This window comes from Stappia sp. BW2 (assembly GCF_008107695.1).
Classification (GTDB): Bacteria; Pseudomonadota; Alphaproteobacteria; order Rhizobiales; family Stappiaceae; genus Roseibium.
Map to the genome: position 1 here is coordinate 1096255 of NZ_VIRG01000066.1, position 25843 is coordinate 1122097.

Annotated in this window: 27 protein-coding genes and 1 riboswitch; of the genes, 7 read left to right on the plus strand and 20 right to left on the minus strand. The window is 60.3% G+C overall.

Annotated features, from left to right (window positions below; translation table 11 throughout):
* Positions 1-57: 57 nt before the first annotated feature.
* Entirely contained in the window at positions 58-501 is a 444-nt protein-coding gene (locus FMN63_RS16495) for a MarR family winged helix-turn-helix transcriptional regulator (protein ID WP_148585198.1), read from the minus strand.
* A 95-nt stretch (positions 502-596) separates the two neighbouring features.
* On the opposite strand from FMN63_RS16495, the gene FMN63_RS16500 reads away from it, so the two are divergent.
* A complete protein-coding gene (locus FMN63_RS16500) occupies positions 597-1301 on the plus strand; it encodes a glutathione S-transferase family protein (protein WP_148585199.1) in 705 nt (234 codons plus the stop codon).
* A 35-nt stretch (positions 1302-1336) separates the two neighbouring features.
* Here FMN63_RS16500 and FMN63_RS16505 read toward each other — a convergent pair whose 3' ends face one another.
* The 8 genes from FMN63_RS16505 to FMN63_RS16540 all read right to left on the minus strand — a co-directional run bounded on the left by FMN63_RS16505 (position 1337) and on the right by FMN63_RS16540 (position 9036).
* Positions 1337-1981, minus strand: coding sequence for a cysteine hydrolase family protein (locus FMN63_RS16505; protein ID WP_148585201.1), 645 nt, complete (start codon positions 1979-1981; stop codon positions 1337-1339).
* Positions 1982-2003: 22 nt separating this feature from the next.
* Entirely contained in the window at positions 2004-2471 is a 468-nt protein-coding gene (locus tag FMN63_RS16510; RefSeq protein ID WP_148585203.1) for a MarR family winged helix-turn-helix transcriptional regulator, read from the minus strand.
* A 284-nt stretch (positions 2472-2755) separates the two neighbouring features.
* Positions 2756-4348: an aminomethyl-transferring glycine dehydrogenase subunit GcvPB gene (gcvPB, locus tag FMN63_RS16515; RefSeq protein ID WP_148585205.1), complete on the minus strand. Its 1593-nt coding sequence runs from the start codon at positions 4346-4348 to the stop codon at positions 2756-2758.
* Complete coding sequence (gene gcvPA, locus FMN63_RS16520; RefSeq protein ID WP_148585206.1) at positions 4345-5691, minus strand: aminomethyl-transferring glycine dehydrogenase subunit GcvPA; 1347 nt, start codon at positions 5689-5691, stop codon at positions 4345-4347. Before gcvPA ends, gcvPB begins: the two co-directional genes overlap by 4 nt.
* Before the next feature lie 232 nt (positions 5692-5923).
* Positions 5924-6409 (minus strand): OsmC family protein, encoded by a 486-nt coding sequence (locus FMN63_RS16525; RefSeq protein WP_148585207.1) that lies wholly within the window; start codon positions 6407-6409, stop codon positions 5924-5926.
* A gap of 3 nt (positions 6410-6412) precedes the next feature.
* Positions 6413-6784, minus strand: coding sequence for a glycine cleavage system protein GcvH (gene gcvH, locus FMN63_RS16530; RefSeq protein ID WP_148585208.1), 372 nt, complete (start codon positions 6782-6784; stop codon positions 6413-6415).
* Positions 6785-6810: 26 nt separating this feature from the next.
* Positions 6811-7962: a glycine cleavage system aminomethyltransferase GcvT gene (gcvT, locus tag FMN63_RS16535; protein ID WP_148585209.1), complete on the minus strand. Its 1152-nt coding sequence runs from the start codon at positions 7960-7962 to the stop codon at positions 6811-6813.
* A 182-nt stretch (positions 7963-8144) separates the two neighbouring features.
* Positions 8145-8237: riboswitch (glycine riboswitch) on the minus strand.
* Positions 8238-8451: 214 nt separating this feature from the next.
* Positions 8452-9036: a hypothetical protein gene (locus FMN63_RS16540; RefSeq protein ID WP_209001144.1), complete on the minus strand. Its 585-nt coding sequence runs from the start codon at positions 9034-9036 to the stop codon at positions 8452-8454.
* Positions 9037-9224: 188 nt separating this feature from the next.
* Here FMN63_RS16540 and ispH point away from each other — a divergent pair, with 188 nt between their 5' ends.
* From ispH to FMN63_RS16560, 4 genes are read left to right on the plus strand one after another with little or no spacing between them, the layout of a single operon-like run.
* Entirely contained in the window at positions 9225-10226 is a 1002-nt protein-coding gene (gene ispH, locus FMN63_RS16545) for a 4-hydroxy-3-methylbut-2-enyl diphosphate reductase (RefSeq protein WP_148585211.1), read from the plus strand.
* Positions 10227-10230: 4 nt separating this feature from the next.
* The gene (gene thrB / locus FMN63_RS16550; protein WP_148585212.1) at positions 10231-11196 is read left to right on the plus strand and encodes a homoserine kinase; all 966 of its coding nucleotides are present in this window, start codon (positions 10231-10233) and stop codon (positions 11194-11196) included.
* A complete protein-coding gene (rnhA, locus tag FMN63_RS16555) occupies positions 11193-11648 on the plus strand; it encodes a ribonuclease HI (protein WP_148585213.1) in 456 nt (151 codons plus the stop codon). Before thrB ends, rnhA begins: the two co-directional genes overlap by 4 nt.
* A gap of 32 nt (positions 11649-11680) precedes the next feature.
* Positions 11681-12604, plus strand: coding sequence for a diacylglycerol/lipid kinase family protein (locus FMN63_RS16560; RefSeq protein ID WP_209001145.1), 924 nt, complete (start codon positions 11681-11683; stop codon positions 12602-12604).
* Positions 12605-12832: 228 nt separating this feature from the next.
* On the opposite strand, the gene FMN63_RS16565 is transcribed toward FMN63_RS16560, so the two are convergent.
* The 5 genes from FMN63_RS16565 to FMN63_RS16585 all read right to left on the minus strand — a co-directional run bounded on the left by FMN63_RS16565 (position 12833) and on the right by FMN63_RS16585 (position 19968).
* A complete protein-coding gene (locus FMN63_RS16565) occupies positions 12833-15742 on the minus strand; it encodes an EAL domain-containing protein (protein WP_148585214.1) in 2910 nt (969 codons plus the stop codon).
* A 31-nt stretch (positions 15743-15773) separates the two neighbouring features.
* Positions 15774-16412 (minus strand): GNAT family N-acetyltransferase, encoded by a 639-nt coding sequence (locus FMN63_RS16570; protein ID WP_148585215.1) that lies wholly within the window; start codon positions 16410-16412, stop codon positions 15774-15776.
* Positions 16413-16441: 29 nt separating this feature from the next.
* Complete coding sequence (locus FMN63_RS16575) at positions 16442-17731, minus strand: M16 family metallopeptidase (RefSeq protein ID WP_148585216.1); 1290 nt, start codon at positions 17729-17731, stop codon at positions 16442-16444.
* Between the two features lie 4 nt (positions 17732-17735).
* The gene (gene thrC / locus FMN63_RS16580) at positions 17736-19142 is read right to left on the minus strand and encodes a threonine synthase (protein WP_148585217.1); all 1407 of its coding nucleotides are present in this window, start codon (positions 19140-19142) and stop codon (positions 17736-17738) included.
* Positions 19143-19371: 229 nt separating this feature from the next.
* On the minus strand, positions 19372-19968 hold the full coding sequence (locus FMN63_RS16585) for a YqgE/AlgH family protein (protein WP_148585218.1): 597 nt from the start codon (positions 19966-19968) through the stop codon (positions 19372-19374).
* Positions 19969-20152: 184 nt separating this feature from the next.
* Here FMN63_RS16585 and FMN63_RS16590 point away from each other — a divergent pair, with 184 nt between their 5' ends.
* A complete protein-coding gene (locus tag FMN63_RS16590) occupies positions 20153-20974 on the plus strand; it encodes a protein-disulfide reductase DsbD domain-containing protein (RefSeq protein WP_148585219.1) in 822 nt (273 codons plus the stop codon).
* A 145-nt stretch (positions 20975-21119) separates the two neighbouring features.
* Positions 21120-21608, plus strand: coding sequence for a peroxiredoxin (locus tag FMN63_RS16595; RefSeq protein WP_148585220.1), 489 nt, complete (start codon positions 21120-21122; stop codon positions 21606-21608).
* A 205-nt stretch (positions 21609-21813) separates the two neighbouring features.
* Here the strand turns inward: FMN63_RS16595 and FMN63_RS16600 are convergent, their stop codons facing one another.
* The 6 genes from FMN63_RS16600 to FMN63_RS16620 all read right to left on the minus strand — a co-directional run bounded on the left by FMN63_RS16600 (position 21814) and on the right by FMN63_RS16620 (position 25694).
* On the minus strand, positions 21814-22551 hold the full coding sequence (locus tag FMN63_RS16600) for an SURF1 family protein (protein WP_148585221.1): 738 nt from the start codon (positions 22549-22551) through the stop codon (positions 21814-21816).
* Between the two features lie 27 nt (positions 22552-22578).
* On the minus strand, positions 22579-22971 hold the full coding sequence (locus FMN63_RS16605; protein WP_148585222.1) for a DUF983 domain-containing protein: 393 nt from the start codon (positions 22969-22971) through the stop codon (positions 22579-22581).
* 84 nt (positions 22972-23055) lie between these two features.
* On the minus strand, positions 23056-23928 hold the full coding sequence (locus tag FMN63_RS16610; protein ID WP_148585223.1) for a cytochrome c oxidase subunit 3: 873 nt from the start codon (positions 23926-23928) through the stop codon (positions 23056-23058).
* Between the two features lie 45 nt (positions 23929-23973).
* A complete protein-coding gene (locus tag FMN63_RS16615) occupies positions 23974-24582 on the minus strand; it encodes a cytochrome c oxidase assembly protein (RefSeq protein WP_148585224.1) in 609 nt (202 codons plus the stop codon).
* A gap of 10 nt (positions 24583-24592) precedes the next feature.
* Entirely contained in the window at positions 24593-24754 is a 162-nt protein-coding gene (locus tag FMN63_RS29575; RefSeq protein WP_162855043.1) for a cytochrome c oxidase system small membrane protein, read from the minus strand.
* Between the two features lie 4 nt (positions 24755-24758).
* Positions 24759-25694: a heme o synthase gene (locus FMN63_RS16620; RefSeq protein WP_148585616.1), complete on the minus strand. Its 936-nt coding sequence runs from the start codon at positions 25692-25694 to the stop codon at positions 24759-24761.
* Positions 25695-25843 lie beyond the last annotated feature (149 nt).

The following is a 25843-nucleotide window of genomic DNA, read 5'->3' on the forward strand; positions in this document are numbered from 1 at the left end:
TACGCATGTTTTGGCGTGTCTTGGGGAAACAGTGCGTTCACTCCCCGGGAACAGATGTCAGGGCACGAGCCTGCCCAGCACACTCCAGAGCGTTTCGGCGTCGCCCGGCTCCAGATATTTCGTAAACTCGGCCTCCACCGCCGCCTGGTAGCTGGGCCACATGGCCTTCAAGAGCGCGTCGCCTTCAGATGTAAGGCGCACGGACACGCCCCTGCCGTCCTCCGGGCTCTTCAGCTTTTCGATGTAACCAGCGCCCGCAAGGCGGTCGAGCAGCCGCGAGACGTTGTATTGCGCCAGCAGCATCCGCTTTTCGATTTCAACCGGGCGCAGTGTCTTGTCCTCGGCGCGGCTCAGTTCAAGGAGCACATCGTACCAGCCAAGCGGCGGAAACCCGTCCGCCTTGAGGCGCGTCTCGACGCGAGCCAGAACAGCACCACTCGCCCGTTGCAAACGGGCCCAGGCATCGATGGCGGCTGGCGGTGGTGGCGTAGTCTGTCTCATGACGAAGGGATAGAAAATTTATGCAAGTGCATCAATCTTGATTTTTCATGCAACTGCATTCATCTTAATGCAGTTGCATGAAAAGGAGTTTTCAGATGCCAACGAAGCTTACCCTGATCAGCCACGCGCTTTGCCCCTACGTGCAGCGCGCAGCGATTGTTCTTGATGAAAAGAATGTGCCGTTTGACCGGATCATGATCGACCTTGCCGACAAACCGGACTGGTTCCGCACCGCTTCACCGCTCGGCAAGGTGCCGCTGCTGAAACTGGGTGATGGCCGCTATCTCTTTGAATCTGCCCCGATCGTCGAATTTCTGGATGAAACCCAACCTGGCCGGCTGCACCCGGAAGATCCGGCAGACCGCGCCCGGCACCGGGCCTATGTGGAATTTGCCTCACAGATCCTGAATGGCATCGGCGCGCTCTACAATGCCAGGGACGACACCGGGTTTTATGCTGCCGGTGAAGCAGTTCGTGCGAAGTTTCGACATCTGGAAGGCGAACTTGATCCGACTGGCCCCTTCTTCGCCGGTAGACCCTTTTCACTTGTTGATGCAGCTTACGCGCCGGTTTTCCGTTATTTCGATGTCTTTGACGGTTTTGCCGATCTTGGAACATTCGATACCCTCGACCGGGTCATGGCTTGGCGCACCAGCCTTTCGGCGAGACCTTCAGTCCAAAAAGCGGTCTCGAAAGACTATCCAAAGCTCCTCACCGTCTTTTTGCAAAAGCGCGGTAGCTGGATGTCACATCTGCTTGATCTGCGCAGCCGGGAGAAGGCGCTCCAGGCTGCACACTAAAGTCTTTCGGCGCTGCCGGAGCCGCCCCGTCCACGTCAGGCGAAGGCAGCGCCCAGCTTGCTCAACTCGCCCTTCAGTTCAGCCCATTTGTTCGGCGTGGTCGTCAGCGTCGCCGGATCCCTGATTTCGACCTCATACCCACGGTTCAACGCCCCCTTTGCGGTCAACTGCACGCAGTGGCAGGCATCAAGACCAACCAGAACCAGCCGGCCAATCCGTTTTTCCTCCAGCCAGGCAGCAAATTGTGGACTGGAAAAGCTGTCTCCAATCGATTTTTCGAAGACGGGGGCGCTGCCCACATCAAGCGTCCGGTCGAGTTTCAGTCCGTCGCGCCCGGGTGTGCCGATACCGTCCGCAGCCATCTTCATCGCAGCGATAACCGGCCAGTCCCGAAAAACGTTCTTAATGAAAACCACCTGATGCCCCGCCATCCGATGCGCTTCCACCTGCCGGCTGATTTCAGCCAGTGCCGCATCTCTTTGTGCGGGATCGAAAGCGTGTTTACCGCTGTTGCGGGTGAAGTCCTCTTGCACGTCAATCACCACGAGCGCCGTACCCGGCCGCATTGCCTTTTCGATGCGGGTGCCTTTCGTCGGCGTTCCCAGTCTCTTCAGGCAATAGACGACATAGGCAACAATGCCAGCGGCACAGAGCCCGCTGACAATCCAGATACCGGTCATGTGACCTCTCCTGTTTGCGACATTATTCCAGCCCTCTGGGGCTGTCGGGGTCGTCCTCGAACGCGGCAAAATGATCCAGCATTGTGCACATGACGCGCTGCGTGGAGCGCAGATCGTCGTCCGAGAAGAGCTCGCAGACGGCATCGATCTCACTGTTCTCCCGCGCCCGGATCTCGCCGAACCTGTCGTGCCCCGCTTCGGTCAGGTCAAACAGCGGTGAGCGTTTGTGTGCCGGATTGGCGTGGCGCTCCACCAGGCCCTGCTCCTCCAGGGCGTTCATCAGAAGCTGGATCTGCTGGCGGGCGAGAAACAGCGCCCGGCCGATGTCAGGCACAGCCATGGGGCCTGCTTCCTCCAGCACTTCCATGACCGCGCGCATGCCAACGGTTACGCCCGTTTCATCCAGCTTCGCTTCCACCGCCCGCGCGAGGCGCCGGTGCACAGGACGTATCAGACGGATGATTTCGTAAAGCTCGACGGACTTCTTCATGGGCACCTCATTTGACAATTCTTATGTCATTTTGACATATTTATTGTCAAATTATTATGAGGTGTCGACTGCGAAAGTAGCGCGAGTGCCTACGGCAAAGGTGCCGGCCACTTCCAGGTGAAGGGACAAATCGCATCCGTGTCTCTGCTAAAAGCGACGCGAAAATTCGCTCTTTGCTATCGCAGTCGAGCAGACGGTGAGCCGGGATGACGCACCGGTGGTTCGAAAAACAAAAACCCCGGCCGAAGCCGGGGTTTTCAAACTCTTGCGGAGCGTGCGAAGCGTTACTCGGCGGCGGCCGGTGTCACTTCGGCCGGAGCCGGTTCGGTCCACTTCAGGACCGGCTTGCGGGCAGCGCCCGTTTCGTCCAGACGGCGGCGCGGAGCCAGGTACGGCGCGCCGGAGAAGCGTTCCGTTTCACCGCGTTTGGCGCTCATGACGAGATCGCGCATGGTGGCCACGAAGAGGTCCAGCGCGGCCCGGCTTTCCGATTCTGTCGGCTCGATCAGCATTGCGCCGTGAACCACAAGCGGGAAGTACATGGTCATCGGGTGATAGCCCTCGTCGATCATCGCCTTGGCGAAGTCGAGCGTGGTAACGCCGGTGTCCTTCAGGAAGCTGTCGTCGAACAGCACTTCGTGCATGCACGGACGTTCGCCGAAAGGAAGGCTCATCAGGTCCTGCAGGCCGACGCGGACATAGTTCGCGTTCAGCACCGCATCTTCCGACGCCTGCCGCAGGCCGTCGGACCCGTGGCTCATCATGTAGGACAGCGCCCGCACATACATGCCCATCTGGCCGTGGAAGGCGGTCATGCGGCCGAAGGGCTGCTCACCGTCCTTGGTAGCGGCTTCGGTTTCGACCAGTTCGAGACCCTTGTCCGTCTTTCGGATAAAGGGCAGTGGCGCGAAAGGCGCCAGGCGCTCGGACAGAACCACCGGACCGGACCCCGGACCGCCGCCGCCGTGAGGCGTCGAAAAGGTCTTGTGCAGATTGATATGCATGGCATCGACGCCGAGATCCCCCGGGCGAGCCTTGCCGACGATGGCGTTGAAGTTGGCGCCATCGCAGTAGAAATAGGCGTCCGCCTCGTGGATCAAATCGGCAATCTGCTTCACGTCCCTTTCGAACAGCCCGCAGGTGTTCGGATTGGTCAGCATGATGCCGGCAATATTGCCCTCGTGTTCGGCAATGGTCTTCTTCAGGGCATCCAGATCGACAGTGCCGTCGTCCTTGGCCTCGATGCTGACGACCTTATAGCCAAGCAGTGCCGCCGTTGCCGGGTTGGTGCCATGGGCGCTTTCGGGAACCAGCACGATCTTCGGATCGCGGCCAGCCGCCGTATGGGCCGCCTTGATCGCCATCATGCCGCACAGTTCGCCGTGAGCACCGGCCTTCGGGCTCATTGCAACAGCAGAGGTGTTGGTTGACACCATCAGCCAGTGGGCGAGCTCATCGATCAGGTCCAGCGCGCCGGGCACGGAGGAGACCGGCTGCAGCGGATGGATGTCGGCGAAGCCCGGCAGGCGGGCCATCTTCTCGTTAAGGCGCGGATTGTGCTTCATGGTGCACGAGCCGAGCGGATAAAGACCGCTGTCGATGGCATAGTTGTTCCGCGACAGGCGCACGTAATGGCGCATGGCTTCCGGTTCAGCGAGACCCGCCAGACCAATCTCCGCGGTGCGCTTGAAGCCGCCAAGCTCAAACTCAGCGCTTTCGTCCTCGTCCAGATCGACACCGGTGGTTTCCAGCGAGCCGAATTCGAAGATCAGTGGCTCTTCCATGTCGAGACCACGGTTGCCGGTGAAGGTCTTCGGGCGGAAGGTCTCACCGACGTCGCCCGCTGCTGTCGGACGGCCTTGCGTGTTCATGCTCATGCCAGCACCTCCTTCAGCGCGTCCACAAAGGCCGCGCGGTCTTCATCCGTGTTGACTTCGGTCGATGCGACGACCAGCAGATTTGCCAGATCCTTGTTGCCCGGTTCCAGACGCGAAACCGGCAGGCCGGCGAGGATGCCACGCTCGGCCAATTGCTCGACCACATCTTCCGCCACTTTCGGCAGGGCGATGGTGAACTCGTTGAAATAAGCAGAGTTCAGCACTTCAACACCGTGCACACCGGCAAGCAGTTTCTTCAGCTTCACCGCATTGCCGTGGTTGATACGGGCGAGCTTGGTCAGCCCCGCCTGCCCCAGCAGCGACATGTGAATGGTAAAGGCAAGGCAGCAGAGGCCCGAGTTGGTGCAGATGTTCGACGTTGCCTTGTCGCGGCGGATATGCTGCTCGCGGGTGGACAGCGTCAGCACGAAACCGCGCTTGCCTTCCGCATCCACCGTCTCGCCGCAGAGCCGGCCTGGCATCTGGCGAACGTATTTCTGACGGGTGGCGAAAAGGCCGACATAAGGCCCGCCGAAATTAAGACCGTTGCCGATGGACTGACCTTCGCCGACCACGATATCCGCGCCCTGCGTTCCCGCAGGTTCGATCAGGCCGAGCGACACCACTTCGGTAAAGACGGCGATCAGCAGTGCCTTGTGCTGATGCGCCTTTTCCGCGATCGGCTTCAGATCGATCATCTGGCCATAGAACGACGGTGACTGAACGACAACGCAGGACGTTTCGTCATCGATCTGGGACAGGATGTCTTCCGTGCCCGTCGGATCTGCCGGCAGGCTGACGACCCGGTCGCCCGCCATGTTGGACAGGCCTTCAACCACTTCGCGGTACTGCGGATGCAGCCCGCCGGACAGCACGGCCTTGTTGCGCTTCGTCACCCGGTGCGCCATCAGCACGGCTTCACCGGTGCCGGTGGAGCCGTCATACATGGAAGCATTGGCGACATCCATGGCGGTGAGGCGCGCGACCTGGGTCTGGAATTCGAACAGGTACTGCAACGTGCCCTGCGTGATTTCCGGCTGATACGGCGTATAGGACGTCAGAAACTCCGACCGCTGGATCAGATGGTCGACCGTTGCCGGCACATGGTGCTTGTAGGCACCAGCCCCAACGAAAAACGGTACGGAACCGGCGGCCGTGTTTTTGGAGGCCATGGCGGAGAGCTTGCGCTCCACTTCCATTTCGCTGGCCCGTTTGGGAAGGTCGAGCAGACCTTTCATGCGAACGTCTTCGGGGATATCCGCAAAGAGTTCGTCAACAGATTTGACGCCGACGCGCGCAAGCATGTCGCTGCGGTCGGTATCGTTCAAAGGCAGGTAGCGCATCAGGCAGCTCCCAAGGGTTGATCTAAAAACGGACCGGCATGAACCACGCTCTCATTTCGTCATCCCGGGTGAAGGGAATGCGATCCCGAACCAGAGAGCCGGCAGGCTCCCGGATACGGGTTCCCCGATCCCGGGTCGGCGCCATTGCGCCATCCGGGTGGACGGAGGAGAGAACTGGTAGCCATCCAGAGCATGGAATCGGCCACGACAGCGTGCGGCCGAGTCCGCAAATTCACGGTGCGACGAGGCGGAGCGGTTCGGGTTCCACAACGATCTCGCAGTTCACGGAGTTGGCGATGAAACAGACGTCATGCGCCTTTTCATGCAGATCCGTCAGCCAGGTCGGGTCCGGATTTTCAGCTGCAACCAACGTGATTGCAGGCCGCAGCACCACTTTCGAAATCGCCATCTTGCCCCGCGCCACGCGGCTCATCTGGCCTTGGGCCTGATCGCTGTAGGTGGCGACGACAAAATTCGCCCGCCGCGCCAGATCCAGAAAGGACAGCATGTGGCAGGACGAGATAGCGGCGACGAAAGCCTCTTCCGGATCGACGGCGGCTTCTATGGCGTATGGCAGGGGCACGACTGTGGGCGATGCGCTTGCCGGGATCTCCAGACCACCGTCAAAACGCCAGATATGTCCTCTGGAATAAGCGTTTGCGGCATAGTCGCCGTCGCATGCCCATTCCACCTGTGCCGTGTAGTAGTGCCCTGCCATGAATTACAACGTCTCCACGTACGCCTTGTAGGCTGCCTCGTCCATGAGGTCGGACAGCTGATCCGAATTGCCGACGGTCATCTTGATGAACCATGCGGCGCCTTCCGGATCTTCGTTGACTTTGGCCGGTTCGTCCACCAGTGCCTCATTGGCTTCGACAACTTCGCCGTCGATCGGCGCGTAGACTTCGCTGGCTGCCTTGACGGATTCGACGACAGCGGCTTCATCGCCCTGCGACAGCGCCTTGCCGGCTTCCGGCAGTTCCACGTAAACGACGTCGCCAAGCTGTTCCTGTGCGTAAGTCGTGATGCCGATGGTGGCGGAGTCGCCGTCAACGGCAATCCACTCGTGGTCTTTGGAATAATAGGTGGTCATTTTATGCGTCCGTTATCTGGAAAGAGTCATGCTTTGGGTTTGCGGTAATAGCGGTTCGGAACAAACGGCGTGTCCGCAACGGTGGCGGGCAGGCGCTTGCCTCTGACGATCAATTCAAGAGGCGTGCCGGTTTTGGAATGCTCAGCCGGCACATAGCCCATGGCAATCGGTGCGCCCACGGTCGGCGCGAAGCCGCCGGAGGTGACAGTGCCGACCACCGGCCCATCGGGCAACGCGATCTCGGCCCCTTCCCGCGCAGGTGCCTTGCCCTCGAGGCGCAGGCCGACGCGGACACGGCCCGGTCCGTTTTCAAGCTCTGCCTGAATGCGTTCGTCTCCGGGAAAGCCCCCTTCTTCGCGCCGGCGTTTCTGCATGCAGAAGGTGATCGCGCCTTCGACCGGCGACGTCGTCTCGTCAATGTCGTGACCGTAAAGGCAAAGCCCGGCTTCCAGACGCAGACTGTCGCGGGCGCCAAGGCCAATCGGCTCGACCCTGTCGTCGGCCAGCAGCGCGCGGGCAATGGCTTCGGCGGCCCCGGCAGGCACGGACATCTCGACGCCGTCCTCGCCAGTATAGCCGGCACGGGCGACGTGACAGTCGATGCCGTCAAATTCCATCGGTGCCGCGGACATGAAGCCAAGGTCAGCCGCTTGTGGGGCATGTGCGGCGACGGCGGCGACGGCCTCCGGTCCCTGAACCGCAATCAGCGCACGGTCTTCAATCACGTCCAGTGTCACGTTTTCAGGCAATCTGTCGCGCAAATGGGCGTAGTCGACATCCTTGCGGGAGGCATTGACCACCAGCATCAGCTTGCCGTCCTCGTCTTCGGACAGAGGCCGGGTGACCATCAGATCGTCGATAATGCCGCCTTCGTCGTTCAGCAGCACCGTGTAGCGCTGACGGCCATGACCCAGTTCGACGAAGTTCGAAGGGGTGAGTGCTTCCAGCGCCCGGGCCGTCGTTTCGTGATCGGGACCCGTCAGCAGGGCCTGGCCCATGTGGGAAACATCGAAAAGGCCGGCCTTCGTGCGCGTCTGCTGATGCTCGGCCATGATGCCGGCCTTGTATTGCACGGGCATGGAATAGCCGGCGAACGGCACCATGCGTGCACCCAGTTCCACATGAAGGTCGTGAAGAGGCGTTTGTTTCAGATCTTCGTCTGCAACGGTTTCCGCCATGAACGGTCCTCGTATTCGGGGTTGCGCAGTCCCGAATCGGCCCCTGCAGGTCCCGATCCGTCTGCACCCCCTCTGTCCGAGTACCTGAGAGATTTCCCGCACGGCGCCTCAAGCACCTTGCGGTTACTCCTTCGGTGAGCAGTCCACAAACTCACTTGCGGAGCACTGCTTTCCAGAGCGTTGCAGTTCATGCGGTCCTTCTGCCTGAGAGTTTCCGGGGCGGTTGCTCCTTCGGCGCCAGGATCCTTTCACCCGGCCTCTCCCGCATAAACATTGACGTGTTTCCACGCCAATCGGGGGACGACCCCGATTAGGGCCGGATTGTGCGAGTCGGACATAGTCTTGTCAATATGCGACATGTGGCCCCCGCAATTTTGCCGGTGCAAATTTTAGGCACCGCCTTTCAGGCCAAACGCGCCCGGCGGCCCGCCGGTTTCAGACGCCCGGGCGGGACCAGATCAAGCACAGGGATGCGTGCGCTGTGCTGCCTTACCGGCGGCGGCCTTCATCAAAGCCAAAGATGACCTTGGCTTCCGCACCTGCCGGTATGGTGAATTTATCTTCGATCAGCGTCCAGGTTTCACTGGGGGAATTGGCCCCGAGCGTGACCGGAATTTTCAGGACCTCGGAACTGATCGGCTTCGCCCCGCTGCCACCGGGCACAATGGCGACACGGATCGGCAGGACCACTTCACCGCCTTTCCAGGCCGGACCGGACGTGACATCGCCGGACAGGCCCAGCTTCATGCGGCGGCTGCCGTCAGGCTGCTGCGTGCAGGTGTTGGCCCAATCCTTGACGGTTGCCTGGTACAGCAGCCCTTGAGGGTCGTTATCCTTGCCCCGGACATACTTGCGGATCAGGTAGGTGTTGGATTGAAGCTGCAGCGAAGGACAGGTAACGGGCGGCGCGAACGTATCGGGCGAAATCTCGATCGGCTCCTGACCACCGGAAATCACTTTGCCCGCAACACCGTCAGCGGCGCTCATACACCCCGCCAGAGCCACGGCGGACAGGCCCACGGCCAGAATTGTCTTCAGGGTCTTGCCGGAGACGGCGTGAATCGCACTGATCATCTTCATTCCATAAAATGCAACACTTGTCGGCGGAGCTTCATAGCAGGTGCGGAATTGCTTGGCGAGGCTTGTCAAACGCAAACCTTCAAGTAGCTCATTGTGGCTGAATTGGTTCAGCTTGCCGCACATCCCTTGACACGACGCGACTGCAAGCCCTTATTGCGCTCAGAAACGTTCCTCGAAAGAGCATGATGACCGAGAGCAGACAGGAAAAAACACCGCTTGCCATTCACCTGTGCGCGCCCCGCGGGTTTTGCGCCGGCGTTGACCGCGCGATCCAGATCGTGGAACTCGCCCTGGAGAAATACGGCAGTCCGGTCTACGTCCGTCACGAAATCGTGCACAACAAGTTCGTCGTCGACGGGCTGAAGGCCAAAGGCGCTGTCTTCGTGGAAGAGCTGGAGGAAATTCCGGCTGAGGATACAGACAGGCCGGTTATCTTCTCGGCGCACGGTGTGCCAAAGTCCGTGCCGGAAGACGCCCAGAACCGCAAGATGTTCTACCTGGATGCCACCTGCCCGCTGGTGTCGAAAGTTCACAAGGAAGCGGAAATCCATTTCCGGCGGGACCGGGAGATTCTGCTTATCGGTCATGCCGGCCATCCCGAAGTGATCGGTACCATGGGCCAATTGCCGGAAGGCACGGTCAGCCTGATTGAGACAGAAGACGACGCGCGCGCCTTCACGCCGAAGACCGACCGCCCCCTCGCCTACATCACCCAGACCACCTTGTCCGTGGACGATACCGCCGGCATCGTCGCCGTGCTGCAGGATCGGTTTCCGCAGATTGTCGCTCCGCACAAGGAAGACATCTGCTACGCAACCACCAACCGGCAGGAAGCGGTCAAGCATGTGGCGCCCAAGGTTGATGCGATGATCGTTGTCGGTGCTCCGAATTCGTCAAACTCCCAGCGCCTGCGCGAAGTTGCGGAACGGGGCGGCTGCAAGACGGCCGTGCTGATCCAGCGCGCAAGCGACATTGACTGGCGGAACTTCGAAAACATCACCTCGTTGGGTCTGACAGCGGGTGCATCGGCCCCCGAGACTCTGGTAGAGGAAATCATCGCGGCCTTCGCCGACCGGTTCGACGTCAAGGTCGAGACGGTTCGCACTGCCGAAGAAACGATTTCCTTCAACCTGCCGCGGGAGCTGCGCGACATGATCGACGCCTCCCAGGCCGCCGCCGGATAACCCCATGGCTGTTTATACCGAAGTGACCGATGAGGAACTGAACGACTTCATCGGCAGCTATGATGTCGGGCGCCTGCTCTCCTTCAAGGGCATTGCCGAGGGTGTCGAGAACAGCAACTTCCTCGTCCACACCGACAAGGCGACCTACATTCTGACGCTTTACGAAAAGCGCGTGAACCCGGACGATCTGCCGTATTTTCTGAACCTGTTGCAGCATCTGGCTGCAAAGGGTCTGTCCTGCCCGACCCCCGTTCCCTCAAGGGATGGCAAGCTTCTGGGCACGCTCGCCGGACGGCCGGCGGCGCTCGTCACCTTTCTGGACGGCATGTGGGTCAAGCGGCCCAGGGTCGACCATTGCGCCGAGCTTGGCAGGGCCATGGCAGAACTGCATCTGGACGGCGCCGACTACGACGGCTTCCGCAAGAATGCGCTCGACGTCAGCGGCTGGCGTCCCCTTTTCGAGCAATGCGGTGTGCGCAGCGATACGGTTCACCCTGGCCTCGGCATCGAGATCGCGAGTGAACTGGCTCATCTTGAGAAGGTCTGGCCGAAGGATCTTCCGGGTGGCGTGATCCATGCGGATCTGTTTCCGGACAACGTGTTCTTTCTCGGCAATGAGCTCTCCGGGCTGATCGATTTCTATTTCGCCTGCAACGACGCCTTCGCTTATGACATTGCCATCTGTCTCAACGCCTGGTGCTTCGAGCTGGACATGTCGTTCAACGTCACCAAGGCGAAGGCGCTGCTCAAGGGTTATTCCGCTGTACGGCCGTTGAGTGAGGCCGAATATGATGCTCTACCAACCCTTTGCCGCGGCGCTGCACTGCGCTTTCTATTGACGCGGCTTTACGACTGGCTGAGCGTTCCGGAAGGGGCGCTGGTGACGCCGAAGGATCCGATGGAGTACCTGAAGAAGCTTCGCTTTCACCAGAGCATTTCCTCCGCCGAAGCCTATGGGTTGGAGCGATGACGGAAAACACCAATCGGGTCACGATCTATACGGACGGCGCCTGCTCCGGCAATCCGGGGCCTGGTGGCTGGGGAGTGATCCTGCGGTTCGGGGAGCACGAGAAAGAGCTTTCCGGCGGCGAGGCGGAAACCACCAACAACCGCATGGAACTGATGGCCGCCATCGAGGCACTGAATGCCCTCAAGCGCCCCTGCGCGGTCGACCTTTATACCGACAGCACCTATGTGCGCAGCGGCATCAAGGAATGGATGTATGGCTGGAAGCGCAAGAATTGGCGCACGGCTGCCAACAAACCGGTAAAGAACGCGGATCTCTGGCAAGCCCTTGACGCTGCGAGGGAACGTCACGACGTGACCTGGCATTGGGTCAAGGGACATGCCGGTCATCCGGACAATGAACGTGCGGATGAACTGGCGCGCGGCGGAATGGCCCCGTATAAGAACGGCGCATAAACAAATCCTGTCTCATGTGCAGAGGATTTTGAGTGAGACTTTTCGGGTGGTCCGGCGCAGCAGCAGTGCGCACAATGGTTCCGGATATGGCCGGAAAGGTGCTGATTATTGCCAATCCGACCTCGGGTGGCTACAACGCCGAGCTTCTGGATGACGTGCGTAACCGGCTGGAAGATCTCGGCTGCAAGACCGAGATCCGGCTGACCCGTCGCGCCGGTGAAATCGGGGACATCTGTTCCGACCCCTCATTGCCCGTGCAGACGCTTGTGGTCGCCGGAGGTGATGGCTCCGTCAACGAGGCATTGACCGGGTTTCAAAACCATCCCGCCCCGCCGCAATTGGGTATCATCCCCTTTGGCACCGCCAACGTGCTGGCGCTGGAACTTGGCCTGCCACGCACCGCGAAAGCGATCGCTGCCTTGATTCGGCGCGGCAAGACCCGGCAACTGCATTACGGCCTCGCCAACGGCAGGCCTTTCGTGCTGATGGCGTCCGCCGGGTTCGATGCGGAAGTCGTGCACGCTGTGCCTTTGTCGCTGAAGCGGCGTCTTGGCAAACTCGCCTATGTCATCACGGCCCTGCGCACCGGTTTCAAGCGCAAGAGCGCTTCGCTGAAAGTGGTCCTGGACGGCGAAGAGCTGACCGGCAAGCTGGCCGTTGCCAGCAATGCCCGCCACTACGGCGGCCCTTTCATCATTTGCCCCGGCGGGGCGACAGATCCGGGCCTTCATATGCTGGTTCTGGAAAGAGACGATCCCTGGTCGTCCTTCTGTTACGGCGTCGCGCTCCTGATGGGCCGCATTCACAAGGCGAAGGGTGCGCTGGTACGTCCCTTCACATCCGCATCCATTCTTGCAACAGGCGCCGTCGCCGCGCAGGTGGACGGCGATCCCTTCGGAGCGACGCCGCTGGAAATCCGCCAGACGGACAAGACAGTGCCCATTCTGGCACCTTGACGCGATAACCGGGCGGCAATCGTGCCCTCGCCTTCCGAACCTCACCGGATCAAACCAATTCCACCGTCATTGCAGCGCTTGACGCTGCTCATCCATTCCATGACCGCCCCTTACCCGAGGCCTCAGCCGAGGGAGAGCCAATGGGCATCAAGGAGTGAGTGAAATGCAGGCTCGCTCGCAATTGTTCCGGAAGGCACTACTACCCGGAGTAACAGACGCTAGCGAACATCAAGCCGTTTCGGCTTGCGCCGGCATCTTGCGCAGGATCTTGGTGGCTTCCGCTGCCGTGACCGCTTCACCGAAATAGAAGCCTTGAGCGTATTCGCAGCCGAGCTGGTAAAGCTCCAGCGCATCATTCTCGCTCTCCGCTCCTTCGGCGACAACCGACATGCCCAGGTCGTGGCCCATCGCGACGATTGTCCTGAGCAGCACGGGCCGCGCGGACGAGCCGTTGGGTTTCACGAAGGACTGGTCGATCTTGATCGTGTCGAACGGGAAACGCTGCAGATAGGACAGCGAGGAATGCCCGGTGCCGAAGTCGTCCAGCGACAAGCCCGCACCGAGCCCGCGCAGGCGCTCAAGCACCTTGGCGGAATATTCCGGATTGGACATGACCAGCGATTCCGTCAGTTCCAGCTTCAAGGTGCCCGGAGTAAGTGACGTCCTCGACAGGACCGCCTTCACGTCGTTGATCAGATCCTGCTTCAGCAGTTGGCGGGACGAGAGATTGACCGACGCAAACAGCGGCTGCGGCATCGGGAACTCGCGTTGCCAGAAAGCCAGCTGCTGCGCGCCCTTGTCGAGCATGTAGATGCCCAGCTCGTTGATGAGGCCGGACTGTTCGGCGACCGGAATAAACTCCGACGGCGAAATCTTGCCGCGCTTGGCGTGGTTCCAGCGCGCCAGCACCTCGAAACCGGCCACGGACTGGTCTTCCAGCCGGATGATCGGCTGGAAATAGACACCAAGCGTTTCCTTCTTGATCGCTTCGCGCAGATCGGCTTCCAGATCGATGATGTTCTTGTCCAGCGGGCGCAGGATCGGACGGAACACTTCCTGGCGGTCGCCCCCCAGACGCTTGGCGTGATTGAGCGCGATCTCCGCATTGGTGACCATGTCCTCCACCGCCTGCTTGCCGCCCTCGAAGAAGGCGATGCCAACGGAGCAGGTCAGGAAGATTTCGCGGTCGCCGAAGGTGATCGGGGCACGGACGGCCTTGCGCAGCGAATCCGCCAGCGCGACGATCCGGTCCGGCTCCTGCTCGGACAGGAGAACAAGGCCATATTGGTCGCCTGACAGGCGGCCGAGCGTGTCCTGCTGACCGATGAGACGGCCGAGCCGGCGGGCGACCGTCAGCAGAATGCTGTCACCGGCGGACAGACCGATGCTGTCGTTGACCTGCTTGAACCGGTCCAGATTGAGCACGAGCAAGGTCGGCTTGGTGGTTTCTTCCGCTCGCGACCGGATGACGCTGGTGCGCAAACGGTCAACGAACAGCTCCCGGTTCGGCAGGCCGGTCAGATTGTCGTGGACGGCGTCGTGCAGCAGGCGTTCTTCCGCCGTACGTTCCTCGGTCACGTCCAGTAGCGTGCCGACGCAGCGGATCACCTCGCCATCGGAGCCGATAATCGGACGGGCTCGCAGGCGGAACCAGCGGAAATGGCCATCCTCGGAGCGCAGGCGGAAGGTTTGCGTTACCTTGCCGCGACGCTGATCGATGACCGCGTCCAGCGTTGCCCGGAACCGGTCGCGATCCTGCGGATGAAGGATATCCAGCCAGTCGCGCGCAGGTCCTTCCAGGGTGCCACGCTTCAGGTTGAGCAGGTCTTCAACCTCGTTGCCCGTGTAGATGCGGTCGCGGTCGATGTCCCAGTCCCAGATGATGTCGCCAGCCCCTGTCAGGGCCAGGGCCTTGCGTTCGACATCGGAAATCAGGCCTTGCGCAATCGCACCACCGGCAAAGGCGTGCTGCATCACCGTGAAGCCGATCAGCAAGACGATAAGGACGAGACCCCCGCCAAGAGCCGGCTGAACGATGTCATTGGACAGATATCCGGTCACGGTCATCGCTGCCCCGACCAGCCAGGCCATCAGAAGGCACCAGGTCGGGATCAGAAGAATGGCGCGGTCATACCGCTGGAAGGCAAGCACGGCGATGGTGACGAAGCCGAGAATGCCGATCACAGCGAGTGCCAGACGGGCGATACCGGCGGCAATCGACGGGTCCCAGACAGCGACGCCCAGCAGACCCAGAATCAGGATCAGCGTCGTCAGAGCCAGATGAGAGTAGTGAATGTTCCAGCGGTTGAGATTGAGATAGGCGTAGAGAAAGATGATCAAACTGGCCGCGAGCATGACCTCGGCACAAGCGCGCGCAAGCTGGCTGCCGCCTCCTTCCAGATTGAACACCATGCCCCAGAAGCCGAAATCAATGCACAGATAGGCCAGAACCGACCAGGCAAGCGCCGCGGTGGCCGGGAACATGACCGTGCCCTTGACCACGAACAAGATGGTGAGGAACAGGGCCAGCAGTCCGGAAATGCCCAGAATGATGCCCCGATAAAGCGTGTAGGCGTTGACGGTTTCCTCGTAAACGTCCGGTTCCCAGACCCTGATTTCCGGCAGGTTCGGCGTCGTCATTTCCGCAACGAAGGTGACGATGGACCCCGGGTCGAGCGTGACCAGGAAGACATCGGCCTCAAGACTTTTCTGGCGTTCCGGGGCGATGCCCTGGCTCGGTGTGATCGCCAGGATGCGCGAGGAGCCAAGGTCCGGCCAGAACAGGTCGGAGCCAACCAGCTTGTAGTTGGGGGCAACGATCAGCCGGTCGATCTGTTCATCGCTGGTATTGGCCAGCGCGAAAACCGCCCAGTTCGTGTTGGTGCCTTCACGCGATGGAACCTCGATGCGGCGCACGATGCCGTCCGCACCCGGCGCGGTCGACACCTGCAGGCGGGTTCCGGCCTCGCGATGCAGGTCGACGGAATTGGTAATATCCAGCGCTTCGACATCGATCGGAACAGGGATCGGCTCCAGCGCCCGCGCGGGCAGGCTGCCAAGCAACGTTGCAAACAACGCCAGAGCAATGACAAGGTTTTTGAACACGCTTCTTATCGGATCCGGTATCATAATCGACATGGGGCGAAGAAGTACCGGGTTGTGGCGCATGTCACAAGAATTCTTTCAAGATTCCCTCGACGCTCGGTGCCACCTTTTCAGGTCGTGACGCATGGTCTTCCGCCAAACAGGCAAACAGCAGGTGATCCTGCCAGGTCCCATTAATTAACAGATAGTTGCGTGCGTAGCCTTCCCGGTGGAACCCGGCATTTTCGAGCAGACGGATGGACGGCATGTTGATTGGCAGACAGGCCGCTTCAATACGATGAAGGTTCAAAACGTCGAAACAAAACGGCAAGATCATGGCGACAGCCGAGGACATATGTCCTTTTCCCGCGTGTCGTTCTCCCATCCAATAGCCGAGTGTCGCAGTCTGGCTTACGCCCCTGCGGATATTGCTGAGGGTCAGGCCGCCGAGGATCTCGTTTGTGCGGGCGCGGAACAGAAGAAAGGACAGGCTGCGGCCTTCCTTGCGATCCTTCGCGTAGCGGCGCAAGCGGCGGCGGAAACCGGTGCGGGTCAGGTCGTCGGATGGCCAGAGCGGTTCCCAGGGTTTCAGGAAGCCCCGGCTTTCGCTGCGAAGTTCCGCCCAGGGCTTGAAATCGTACATGATCGGCGGGCGGAGGTAATAGCCTCCCGCCTCGATCAGAAGTTCGGCGTCAGGTGATGCTCCCGGCCGTAACAGCGCCATGCCCCACTCTCCGCCTTGCTCTGCCTGCCTTACATGGACGCAGCCCGCAGGACCGGGCTTTGCTGAAGCCGTCCGGCGAGTTCGTCCGCAGTCATGATACCGTCTACCGGGCCAATCGCTGTCAGCGTCGGCACCGTGCCTACAAAGGTCTTGTGGGCGACCCTGCGGATGTCGGCAGCCGTCACGGCTTCGATCTTCGAGGAAATCTCATCGGGAACGAGCACACGGTTGTGTACCAGGATCTGGCGGGCAATCTGCCCGGCCCGTGCAGCCGGGCTTTCCAGCGCCATCATCAGGCCGGCACGAATCTGCGCTCTGGAGCGGGCGACTTCGTCGTCGGTAATCGTCTGCGTCGCGGCGATCAGCTCTTCCACGATCATCGGCATCAAAGCTGCAAGGTCTTCCTGGCTGGTGGCCGCATGCAGACCGAACAAGCCGGTATCGGAGAACGCCCAGTGGAAGCTGTAGATGGCGTAGCACAGGCCGTGTTTCTCGCGGATTTCCTGAAACAGGCGAGACGACATGCCCCCGCCCAGAACGGACGCGAGGATCTGGATGGCGTAGTAGTCCTCGGATCTGTAAGGCTGGCCTTCGAAACCGATCAGGACCTGCGCTTCCATCAGATCCTTCGGCCGAAGGATTTCCCCGCCCCGGTACCGCGCTTCCGATTCCGGCGCCGCCGGTTCGGAACTGAAGCCGCCGAATTTTTCACGCGCCAGAGCCACGAGCTCGTCGTGATCGACCGCCCCGGCAGCGGCCAGAACCATGTCCGGCGCCCGGTAGCGATCTGCGAGATAGGCGTTGAGCGCGTCCCGATTGAACCCCTGCACCGTTTCCGGCGTTCCAAGGATCGGACGCCCGATCGCCTGCTCCGGCCAGGCGGTTTCCTGAAACAGATCGAATGCCTGATCGTCGGGTGAGTCGTTGGAGGCGCCGATTTCCTGGAGGATCACATGCTGTTCGCGCGTCAGTTCCTGGGCATCGAACGTGGAATTCTGCAGGATGTCGGCGAGAATATCGACCGCAAGCGGCGTGTCTTCGGCCAGGATACGCGCGTAGTAATTGGTGTGTTCGATGCTGGTGGAGGCGTTCAGCTCACCCCCGACGGCCTCGATCTCCTCGGCAATGCCGCGGGCCGTCCGGGACTTGGTTCCCTTGAAGGCCATATGCTCCAGCAGATGGGTTATCCCGTTCTGATGCACCGCTTCCGCACGCGAACCGGTGCGCACCCACACGCCAAGAGCCGCCGTTTTCAAATGAGGCATCTGGTCGGTGACGACCGTCATCCCGTTGTCGAGAATTGTTGTTTGTACTTTCATATGCTCACACCCCAGCAGTAACGGCCCGGGCGTGATCTTCGATGTATCGCTCCACCACGCCCTGTTCCGCCGCCAGAACCTGCTGGCGCTCCTCCGCATTCATCATGTCTTTCAGGTTGTCCGGCAGCTCCGGCCGGTTTCCTGATGCCTTTTCCACCGCATCCGGGAATTTGGCCGGATGGGCGGTGCCCAACACCACCATCGGTGTCTCGCCCGTATCCTGGCTTTTCGCCACATGAACGCCGATTGCCGTATGCGGGTCCAGAAGATAGCCAGCCTCGTTCCAGGTCTCGGCAATGGTCGCTGCCGTTTCGTCCTCGTTGCAGCGCCCAGCCCCGAAGATCGCACGCATCTCGCGGAGCGGGCCTTCTTCTATCTCGAAACTGCCGGACTGGTTCAACTGGTTCATCATCCGGCGAACAGTCCCACCATCGCGGCCGCAGACTTCGGCCAGAAGCCGTTCGAAATTGGAAGAGACCTGAATGTCCATCGACGGAGAAATGGTCGGTGTCACGCCGCGCTTTTCGTAGCGGCCGGTTTCAAGTGTCCGCGCCAGGATGTCGTTGACGTTGGTTGCCACTACCAGCTTTTCGACGGGAAGCCCCATCTTCATGGCGGCATAGCCGGCGAAGATATCGCCGAAGTTGCCGGTCGGCACCGTGAACGAGATCTTCCGGTGCGGCGCGCCAAGGGCAGCGCCTGCAACGAAGTAATAGACGATCTGCGCCAGAATACGCGCCCAGTTGATCGAATTGACACCGGACAGGGCCACCCTGTCGCGGAATGAAAAATGGTTGAACATGCCTTTCAGGATCGCCTGGCAATCGTCGAAGTTGCCGTTCAGAGCCAGGGCATGGACATTCTTTTCCGCCGGTGTCGTCATCTGGCGGCGCTGCACGCTGGAAACGCGCCCGTCGGGGAACAGAATGAAGATATCGGTGCGCTCACGCCCGCGGAAGGCTTCGATGGCTGCACCGCCGGTATCGCCCGACGTCGCGCCGACGATGGTCGCCCGCAGGTCGCGTTTGCTCAGGACATAATCCATCATCCGGCCGAGCAACTGCATCGCAACGTCCTTGAACGCCAGCGTCGGCCCGTGGAAGAGTTCCAGAATGAAGGTGTTGGATGCCGTCTGGACCAGCGGTGTGACGGCCGGGTGGCGGAAGCCCTCATAGGCTTCTGCGATCATGGACTTCAGATCGTCTTCGGGAATGGCAGTGCCCACGAAAGGCGAAATGACCTGAAAGGCAACATCCTGATAGGGCTTTCCGGCGAAAGACGCGATGGTATCGGCATCAAATTGCGGCCAGGTTTCTGGTAAGTAAAGTCCGCCGTCGCGTGCGAGCCCCTGGAGCAGGACATCGGAAAATTCCAGAACTGGTGCTTCACCACGCGTACTGATGTATTTCACCGCGCAACGTTCCTCTTGCTTTTGTTTGTCGCGGGACGCCCGCGTCCCCTGCCTGCTTGCCAGACCTCTGATGCGAGAAAGATCAGCCTACTTGAATTCCAGCAAATTTGAAACAAACCATGCCATTGATGCGACTTACGCGCCATAACATTCAAGCGCAAGTCGCTTTTGGTTAAAATGATGACCTCGGAGAGACAGTTTCCCGAAACCGATCACGGGGCTGACGCGCTCAGGCGTGCCCGGCATCGGCGTAGAGCATGGCAGGGTCGATCCCCATGCTGGTAAGCGCGCGATGCCATTTCTTGTCGGAAGCCCGGTCGAACAGGATTTCGGGATCGGCCGGTGCAGTCAGCCAGCCGTTGGCCTGGATTTCGGTTTCAAGCTGCCCCGGCGCCCACCCGGCATAGCCGAGCGCCAGCATGGCCTGGGCCGGGCCCTCACCTTGCGCGAGCGCCCGCAGGATCTCCAGTGTGGCCGTCAGGCAAATGCCGTTGTCGATGGTCAGGGTCGACTGGTTCAGCATGAAATCGTCGCTATGAAGCACGAAGCCACGCTCGACCTCGACCGGCCCGCCCTTGTGCACGCTCATGTCGCGAACCTTCGGCGGCAGCCGAATGGCGCCGTCGTCGTTGACGATATCAAGCTGGATCAGAAGCTCTTCCAGAGAAAGGTGACGCGCCACCTGGTTCACCACGATGCCCATTGCACCCTGGTCGGAATGAGAGCACAGATAAATGACAGAGTGTTCGAACCGATTGTCTGACATGCCCGGCATTGCAATCAGAAACTGACCTTCAAGGGATTCTGTTGCTGCTGCTTCGGACATGCAAACCTCGTTTTCTGTTGACGCTCTTTGCCTTGGAAAAAAGCATAGCTCCTTTAAGAAGCTTTGTTAATGTCTGTTTGTGCCTCCGCATGGCGTCCGGCTCAACTCACCGTCACAAGGATATGACCTGAATTGCCCGCCCTGACCGATGACGCTTGCCTGAAACTCGTGTAGCAGAGAGGACATGAAACGCTCTGTCATCGCCTTTGCGCTCGCTCTTGCCGTCCTTGCCCCACCCGCCCATGCCGCCATGACCGGCTGGACGGAAGTCCAGGGAGGGGCCGTCAGGCTGATCGCATCCGGTCCCATGAAGGACGGCCACTATGAAGCCGGGCTGGAATTCATGCTCGAGCCGGGATGGCACACCTATTGGCGTTATCCGGGAGAAGCGGGCATTCCGCCGCAGATAGACACGTCGGCAAGCGCGAACCTCAAGTCAAAGGAAGTGCTCTTTCCCGTGCCGGAGCGATATGACGACGGTTTTTCGGAATCGATCGTCTATCACAACGGCATTGTTCTGCCGCTACGGATCGAACCGGAAGCCCCGGACCAGCCGGTAACGCTGTCGCTGGATGTCTTTTTCGGCATCTGCAACGAGATCTGCGTCCCCGGAGACGCGACCCTGACGCTGGATCTGGCACCCGATGGCGAGACCGACAGTCTTGCCCAGACGCTGATTGCGCGGGACCTTGATGCCGTACCAGACGCCGCCCCTTCAGAAGACCTTCAGATCAAGTCCGTCACGCTGTCAGCCGACGGCGATGCGCTGGACATTGAGGTTCTGGCACCTGAAAACACCTCGCCCGATCTTTTTGCAGCAGCTCCCGAAGGATCCTACATCGGCCTGCCGAAACACACCGGGCAGAGCAGCGGCAGTCATGTCTGGCGCCTTTCGCTCAAAGGCATGAAAACGACGGATAGCGATACTGCGTTGCGCCTTGTGCTGTCTTCGGATGGCCGCGCGGTCGAGCAGCTTTTTGCAATCGATCCGGATTGGCTGAACTAGGCTTTGGTTCCTGGTGCATCCTCGGCACCTACTGCACCACCGAAACGCTTTTGCCCGAACCTCCCTCGACGGATGGCCTAACAAGCCCTATCTGTGTCGCGGGGCTGCCATGTCGTTGCAGCCGGACAATGAAGGGATATTCATTATGACACTTTCTGTTGGGGATCGTCTTCCTGAAGCAACGTTCAACATCATGACCGCGGACGGCCCCGGCGAAATGTCGACCGGCGACCTGACATCCGGCAAAACCGTTGTTCTTTTCGGTGTTCCCGGAGCCTTCACCCCGACCTGCCACATGAACCACCTGCCCGGCTTCATCGAGCATGCAGAAACCCTGAAGAACAAGGGCGTCGATACAATCGCGGTCCTGTCCGTCAACGATGTGTTCGTCATGGATGCGTGGAAGAAGGCCTCCAATGCCGGTGACAGCATCACCTTCCTGTCCGACACGGGCGCCGCTTTCGTGGAAGCTGCCGGTCTGGGCCTTGGCCCGGCACCGATTTTCGGTCACCTGCGTTCACAGCGCTTTGCACTGATCGCAAAAGACGGCGTCGTGACCTTCATGGCCATCGAAGATGAACCGGGCGAAGCCGTGAAATCCGGCGCCGCCGCTATTCTGGAAGCACTTGGCTAAGCTTGACGCAAGGCTTTCAAATGAAACGACGAAGGGCCCTGCGGGGCCCTTTTTTGCTTCCCCTCCTCAGCAGGCCATCCCGGACACGGCAACCTGGTGATCCGGTTTGAAGACGGAGGGACTGGCTTTTCTCCACCCGCCGGAGCCGCATTTTTTCGCGTTAATACCCCACCAGCACCACCAACTTGGTCGACTTTTCACGCGCCTAACGTTTGCGCGGCCACAGGATGCTTGCAGCGTAGGTCAGGTAGACACCGATCAGCGTCGCGGCGAGACCGAACCAGGTCAACGCGTAGCCGAGGTGGTCGTTCTTGAAGCGAACGATGGTTTCGCCCGCCTGAGGCAGGCCGGAAGGCGGCGTGAAGGAGGCGTCGAGATCGATGCTGTAGGGCGCCAGTTTCGTCGGATCAAGCCCCAGTTCGGCAGCCATGGCGTCCGTGTCGCGCGCGAACCAGATACGATCTTCCTTGCCCGGTTCCGGTGTCGTCCAGTTGGGCTTTTCGCTTAGCCGCAGCAATCCCGTCAGCTCCCATGCGCCATCCGGCGGCACGATAGCCTGCTGGCGCAAGGACTTGTCGAGACCTTGCGGCAGGAACCCGCGGTTGACCAGGACAACCCACTCCTGATCCGTTTCAAAAGGTGCATAGACCATTACGCCCGGACCACCCACGGCTCCGGCCGGTTCGCTCAATGCGGTGTAATAAAAGACCGCACCTTCCAGGAAACGACCGCTGAGCCTGACGCGCTCATAGTCGTCCGAGGACGAAAGGTTCGCCCAGTTTTTGGGTTCGGGTGCGGGCTTCGGCGGACTCGTGAGGCCAGCCTCTACCTGGTCGATCAGGTTTTCTTTCCAGGCCAGCCGGTCGAGCTGCCAGAAACCCAGATTGAGCAGAACCGCCAGTGCCGCGATGGCGGCAAGCGTCGGAATAATGAGTTTACGCATGGGATTGTCTTCCCGGGTGCAGCCCGGTCAGGTGTTGTCCTTGCCGTTGTCCAGTTGGCCTTCGGCGGCCTTGTGGCGGAACTGAAGCGCGATCATCAGGCCCTTCAAAGGCCGCAGCACGCCGCCGGCCAGAATGACCGTAAGCGGCAACCAGAGGATAAGGTGTACCCAGATCGGAGGCTGGTAGGACAGTTCAACGAAAAGCACCAGGCCGACGACGATGAAGCCGACGATCATGATGACAAATACCGCCGGGCCATCGCCACTGTCGGCAAAGGAATAGTCAAGTCCGCAAGCCATGCAGGATTTCTTGACGCTCAGAAAACCGTCAAAAAGCTTGCCTTGGCCACAGCGCGGACACTTGCCCGACAGGCCTGCAGAAACCGGATTGACCGGTGGGAAATGCGCCTTGTCTTCCATGGTGTGCCTCAAGCTTCAGCGAAAATGGAAACGCCCGATCCGGGGGACCGGATCGGGCGTTGTTCGTGCCGATCTGGCGCGAACCTAGTGAGCGGCCGGTGTGCCTGCGCCCCAGATATAGATGGAGACGAACAGGAACAGCCAGACGACGTCAACGAAGTGCCAGTACCAGGCAGCTGCTTCGAAACCGAAATGCTTCTGGACGGAGAACTGCCCGGCCAGAGCTCGGAACAGACAGACGGCCAGGAAGATGGTTCCGACAATCACGTGGAAACCGTGGAACCCGGTCGCCATGAAGAAGGTCGCGCCATAGATGTTGCCGCCGAAGTCGAATGCAGCGTGAGTGTATTCGTAGACCTGGCAGATGGTGAAGAGAACGCCGAGCAGAACCGTGAAGGTCAGGCCCCATTTCAGACCTTCGCGGTCATCGTGAAGCAGGGCATGGTGCGCCCAGGTAACCGTGGTGCCGGAGCACAGCAGGATCAGCGTGTTGAGCAGCGGCAGGTGCCATGGGTCGAAAGTCTCGATACCCGCGGGCGGCCAGTGACCGCCGGTCGCCTCAACGCGAGCATACTGGATGGCTTCGCCGGTGAAGAGCGAGGCATCGAAATAGGCCCAGAACCAGGCAACGAAGAACATCACTTCAGAAGCGATGAACAGCAGCATGCCGTAGCGCAGATGCAGCGAGACCACACGGGTGTGGTGACCCTGAGCGGATTCGCGAATGGTGTCGCGCCACCAGCCGAACATCACATAAAGGACGATCAGCAAACCGATGGCGAAAAGGCCCCAGCCGGTGAGATTCATGCCAAGCAGAACGAATTCGGTTCCCTGAGCATATTTCATGAAGCCGATGGCACCCAGCGCCATGACGAACGCACCGACAGATGCGATGAACGGCCACGGACTTGGTTCGACCAGGTGATAGTCGTGATTTTTGGTATGTGCCTCAGCCATCGGCAAGCTCCCCAAAGACATTCATTTCAGGCGCGGTTGCGCCAATCACTCAATTTTTGTTTCAGCTTCGGCCTTCTCGGCCTTTGCTGCAACAGGGCGTTCCGGTTGTTCTACCGGGAAGAAGGTATAGGACAAAGTGATTTCCTTCACGTGTTTCAGCTCAGGATCCTTGTCCATTTCCGGGTCGACAAAGAAGACGACCGGCATTTCGACAGTCTCGCCGCTTTCCAGCGCCTGCTCGGTGAAGCAGAAGCATTGCAGCTTGTTGAAATAGGCTCCGGCCGTCGGCGGCGACACGTTAAAGGTCGACGTACCGACAGACCGCTCGGAACCCGTGTTGGTTGCCACATATTCGAGCTGGGCGGTTTCGCCCATCTGAAGCGTGACTGAGCGGTGCACCGGCTTGAACTTCCACGACAGCTCGTGATTGACGTTGCCGTCGAAGCGAATGGTGATCTTCCGGTCGAGAACCACGTCGCTCTCAGCTGTGGCAACCTGCGTGGTGCCGCCAAAACCGGTGACGCGGCAGAAAAGATTGTAGAGCGGCACAGCGGCGTAGGCCGCCCCCACCATGAACATGAACATGCCAACGCAGACCACCGCGACCTTGCGGTTGCTGCGTGACAGGTTGGAAGTGTCTCGTCCGTTGCTCACGCGATCTCCCTCAAAGCGCCCGGTTCAGAATATCGGGGCCCATCTTGACGATGGTCACGACATAGAACAGCACGACGAGGCCGCCGAGCACGCAGGCAATCGCAATCGACCGCGACCGGCGCTTCTTCTTCTGTTCTTCAGTGAGCGCAATGCCCTTTTCCTGCTCGGCCATCACGTCACGCTCCTGCGATCAGGCTTTCGCCCAGAAGAAGGGCGAACAGCATGAACAGGTAAAAGATAGAGAACTTGAACAGACGCCAGCAGGCAGCCTTGGCCGGGTCGCCTTCCCGCTTGCGCCAGACGTCGAACGACAGACCGACGAAGATGGCGCTGAGAACCGCTGACGCCACCCCGTAAACGGGGCTGGCAAAGCCAAGAAGGTAAGGCGCGACACCGATAGGGGCCAGCAGAACGGCATAGGCAAGAATATGATGCCGTGTCACGGTCTCGCCAGCGACCACAGGCAGCATCGGGATCTTGGCGGCCTGATAGTCGCCATTCTTGACCAGCGCCAGCGCCCAGAAGTGCGGCGGCGTCCACATGAAGATAATCAGGAACAGCACGAAGCTTTCCAGGCTGACGCTGCCGGTAACCGATGCCCAGCCGATCATCGGTGGGAACGCGCCCGCAGCGCCGCCGATGACGATGTTCTGCGGCGTCGAGCGCTTCAGCCACATCGAATAGACGACCACGTAGAAGAAAATGGTGAAGGCCAGAAACGCCCCGGCAAACCAGTTGACCAGAAGGCCAAGCAAGACCACCGAACCGATGGACAGCGTGACACCGAAGGCCAGCGCTTCGTCGCGCGTGACCTTGCCGGCCGGGATCGGCCGCTTGCGGGTCCGCGTCATGACTTCATCGATGTCGGCGTCGTACCACATGTTGAGAGCGCCGGAAGCACCCGCACCGATAGCAATACACAGGATCGCGACAACCCCGAGCACCGGATGCACGGTTCCAGGTGCCAGCATCAGGCCGACAAAAGCGGTGAAGATAACCAGGGACATCACACGCGGCTTCAGGAGCGCCACATAGTCGCTCACCGATCCCATGCCACCGTTCCAGACGGCGGTTTCCTGGTTCATCATATCCTGGCGCTCAACGAGCGACATAGGCGCTTCCTTCGAGTTCTTGTTTTCGTCCGCGATCCCGGGATCGCGATTCCGGTTGCACATGGCCCGGCAGTTTTCCTGAAAGGGAGCACCGCGCCGGCAACCGGCGCGGTGCTGATCTTGACCGGGAGGCGCACCTCCCGCCGCGA

What these genes read in the sequence shown, in the direction of transcription:
- FMN63_RS16495 (WP_148585198.1), bottom strand. Translation starts at nt 501, where the DNA reads ATGAGACAGACTACGCCACCACCGCCAGCCGCCATCGATGCCTGGGCC.
- FMN63_RS16500 (WP_148585199.1), top strand. Translation starts at nt 597, where the DNA reads ATGCCAACGAAGCTTACCCTGATCAGCCACGCGCTTTGCCCCTACGTG.
- FMN63_RS16505 (WP_148585201.1), bottom strand. Translation starts at nt 1,981, where the DNA reads ATGACCGGTATCTGGATTGTCAGCGGGCTCTGTGCCGCTGGCATTGTT.
- FMN63_RS16510 (WP_148585203.1), bottom strand. Translation starts at nt 2,471, where the DNA reads ATGAAGAAGTCCGTCGAGCTTTACGAAATCATCCGTCTGATACGTCCT.
- gcvPB (WP_148585205.1), bottom strand. Translation starts at nt 4,348, where the DNA reads ATGAGCATGAACACGCAAGGCCGTCCGACAGCAGCGGGCGACGTCGGT.
- gcvPA (WP_148585206.1), bottom strand. Translation starts at nt 5,691, where the DNA reads ATGCGCTACCTGCCTTTGAACGATACCGACCGCAGCGACATGCTTGCG.
- FMN63_RS16525 (WP_148585207.1), bottom strand. Translation starts at nt 6,409, where the DNA reads ATGGCAGGGCACTACTACACGGCACAGGTGGAATGGGCATGCGACGGC.
- gcvH (WP_148585208.1), bottom strand. Translation starts at nt 6,784, where the DNA reads ATGACCACCTATTATTCCAAAGACCACGAGTGGATTGCCGTTGACGGC.
- gcvT (WP_148585209.1), bottom strand. Translation starts at nt 7,962, where the DNA reads ATGGCGGAAACCGTTGCAGACGAAGATCTGAAACAAACGCCTCTTCAC.
- FMN63_RS16540 (WP_209001144.1), bottom strand. Translation starts at nt 9,036, where the DNA reads ATGATCAGTGCGATTCACGCCGTCTCCGGCAAGACCCTGAAGACAATT.
- ispH (WP_148585211.1), top strand. Translation starts at nt 9,225, where the DNA reads ATGATGACCGAGAGCAGACAGGAAAAAACACCGCTTGCCATTCACCTG.
- thrB (WP_148585212.1), top strand. Translation starts at nt 10,231, where the DNA reads ATGGCTGTTTATACCGAAGTGACCGATGAGGAACTGAACGACTTCATC.
- rnhA (WP_148585213.1), top strand. Translation starts at nt 11,193, where the DNA reads ATGACGGAAAACACCAATCGGGTCACGATCTATACGGACGGCGCCTGC.
- FMN63_RS16565 (WP_148585214.1), bottom strand. Translation starts at nt 15,742, where the DNA reads ATGTCGATTATGATACCGGATCCGATAAGAAGCGTGTTCAAAAACCTT.
- FMN63_RS16570 (WP_148585215.1), bottom strand. Translation starts at nt 16,412, where the DNA reads ATGGCGCTGTTACGGCCGGGAGCATCACCTGACGCCGAACTTCTGATC.
- FMN63_RS16575 (WP_148585216.1), bottom strand. Translation starts at nt 17,731, where the DNA reads ATGAAAGTACAAACAACAATTCTCGACAACGGGATGACGGTCGTCACC.
- FMN63_RS16585 (WP_148585218.1), bottom strand. Translation starts at nt 19,968, where the DNA reads ATGTCCGAAGCAGCAGCAACAGAATCCCTTGAAGGTCAGTTTCTGATT.
- FMN63_RS16590 (WP_148585219.1), top strand. Translation starts at nt 20,153, where the DNA reads ATGAAACGCTCTGTCATCGCCTTTGCGCTCGCTCTTGCCGTCCTTGCC.
- FMN63_RS16595 (WP_148585220.1), top strand. Translation starts at nt 21,120, where the DNA reads ATGACACTTTCTGTTGGGGATCGTCTTCCTGAAGCAACGTTCAACATC.
- FMN63_RS16600 (WP_148585221.1), bottom strand. Translation starts at nt 22,551, where the DNA reads ATGCGTAAACTCATTATTCCGACGCTTGCCGCCATCGCGGCACTGGCG.
- FMN63_RS16605 (WP_148585222.1), bottom strand. Translation starts at nt 22,971, where the DNA reads ATGGAAGACAAGGCGCATTTCCCACCGGTCAATCCGGTTTCTGCAGGC.
- FMN63_RS16610 (WP_148585223.1), bottom strand. Translation starts at nt 23,928, where the DNA reads ATGGCTGAGGCACATACCAAAAATCACGACTATCACCTGGTCGAACCA.
- FMN63_RS29575 (WP_162855043.1), bottom strand. Translation starts at nt 24,754, where the DNA reads ATGGCCGAGCAGGAAAAGGGCATTGCGCTCACTGAAGAACAGAAGAAG.
- FMN63_RS16620 (WP_148585616.1), bottom strand. Translation starts at nt 25,694, where the DNA reads ATGTCGCTCGTTGAGCGCCAGGATATGATGAACCAGGAAACCGCCGTC.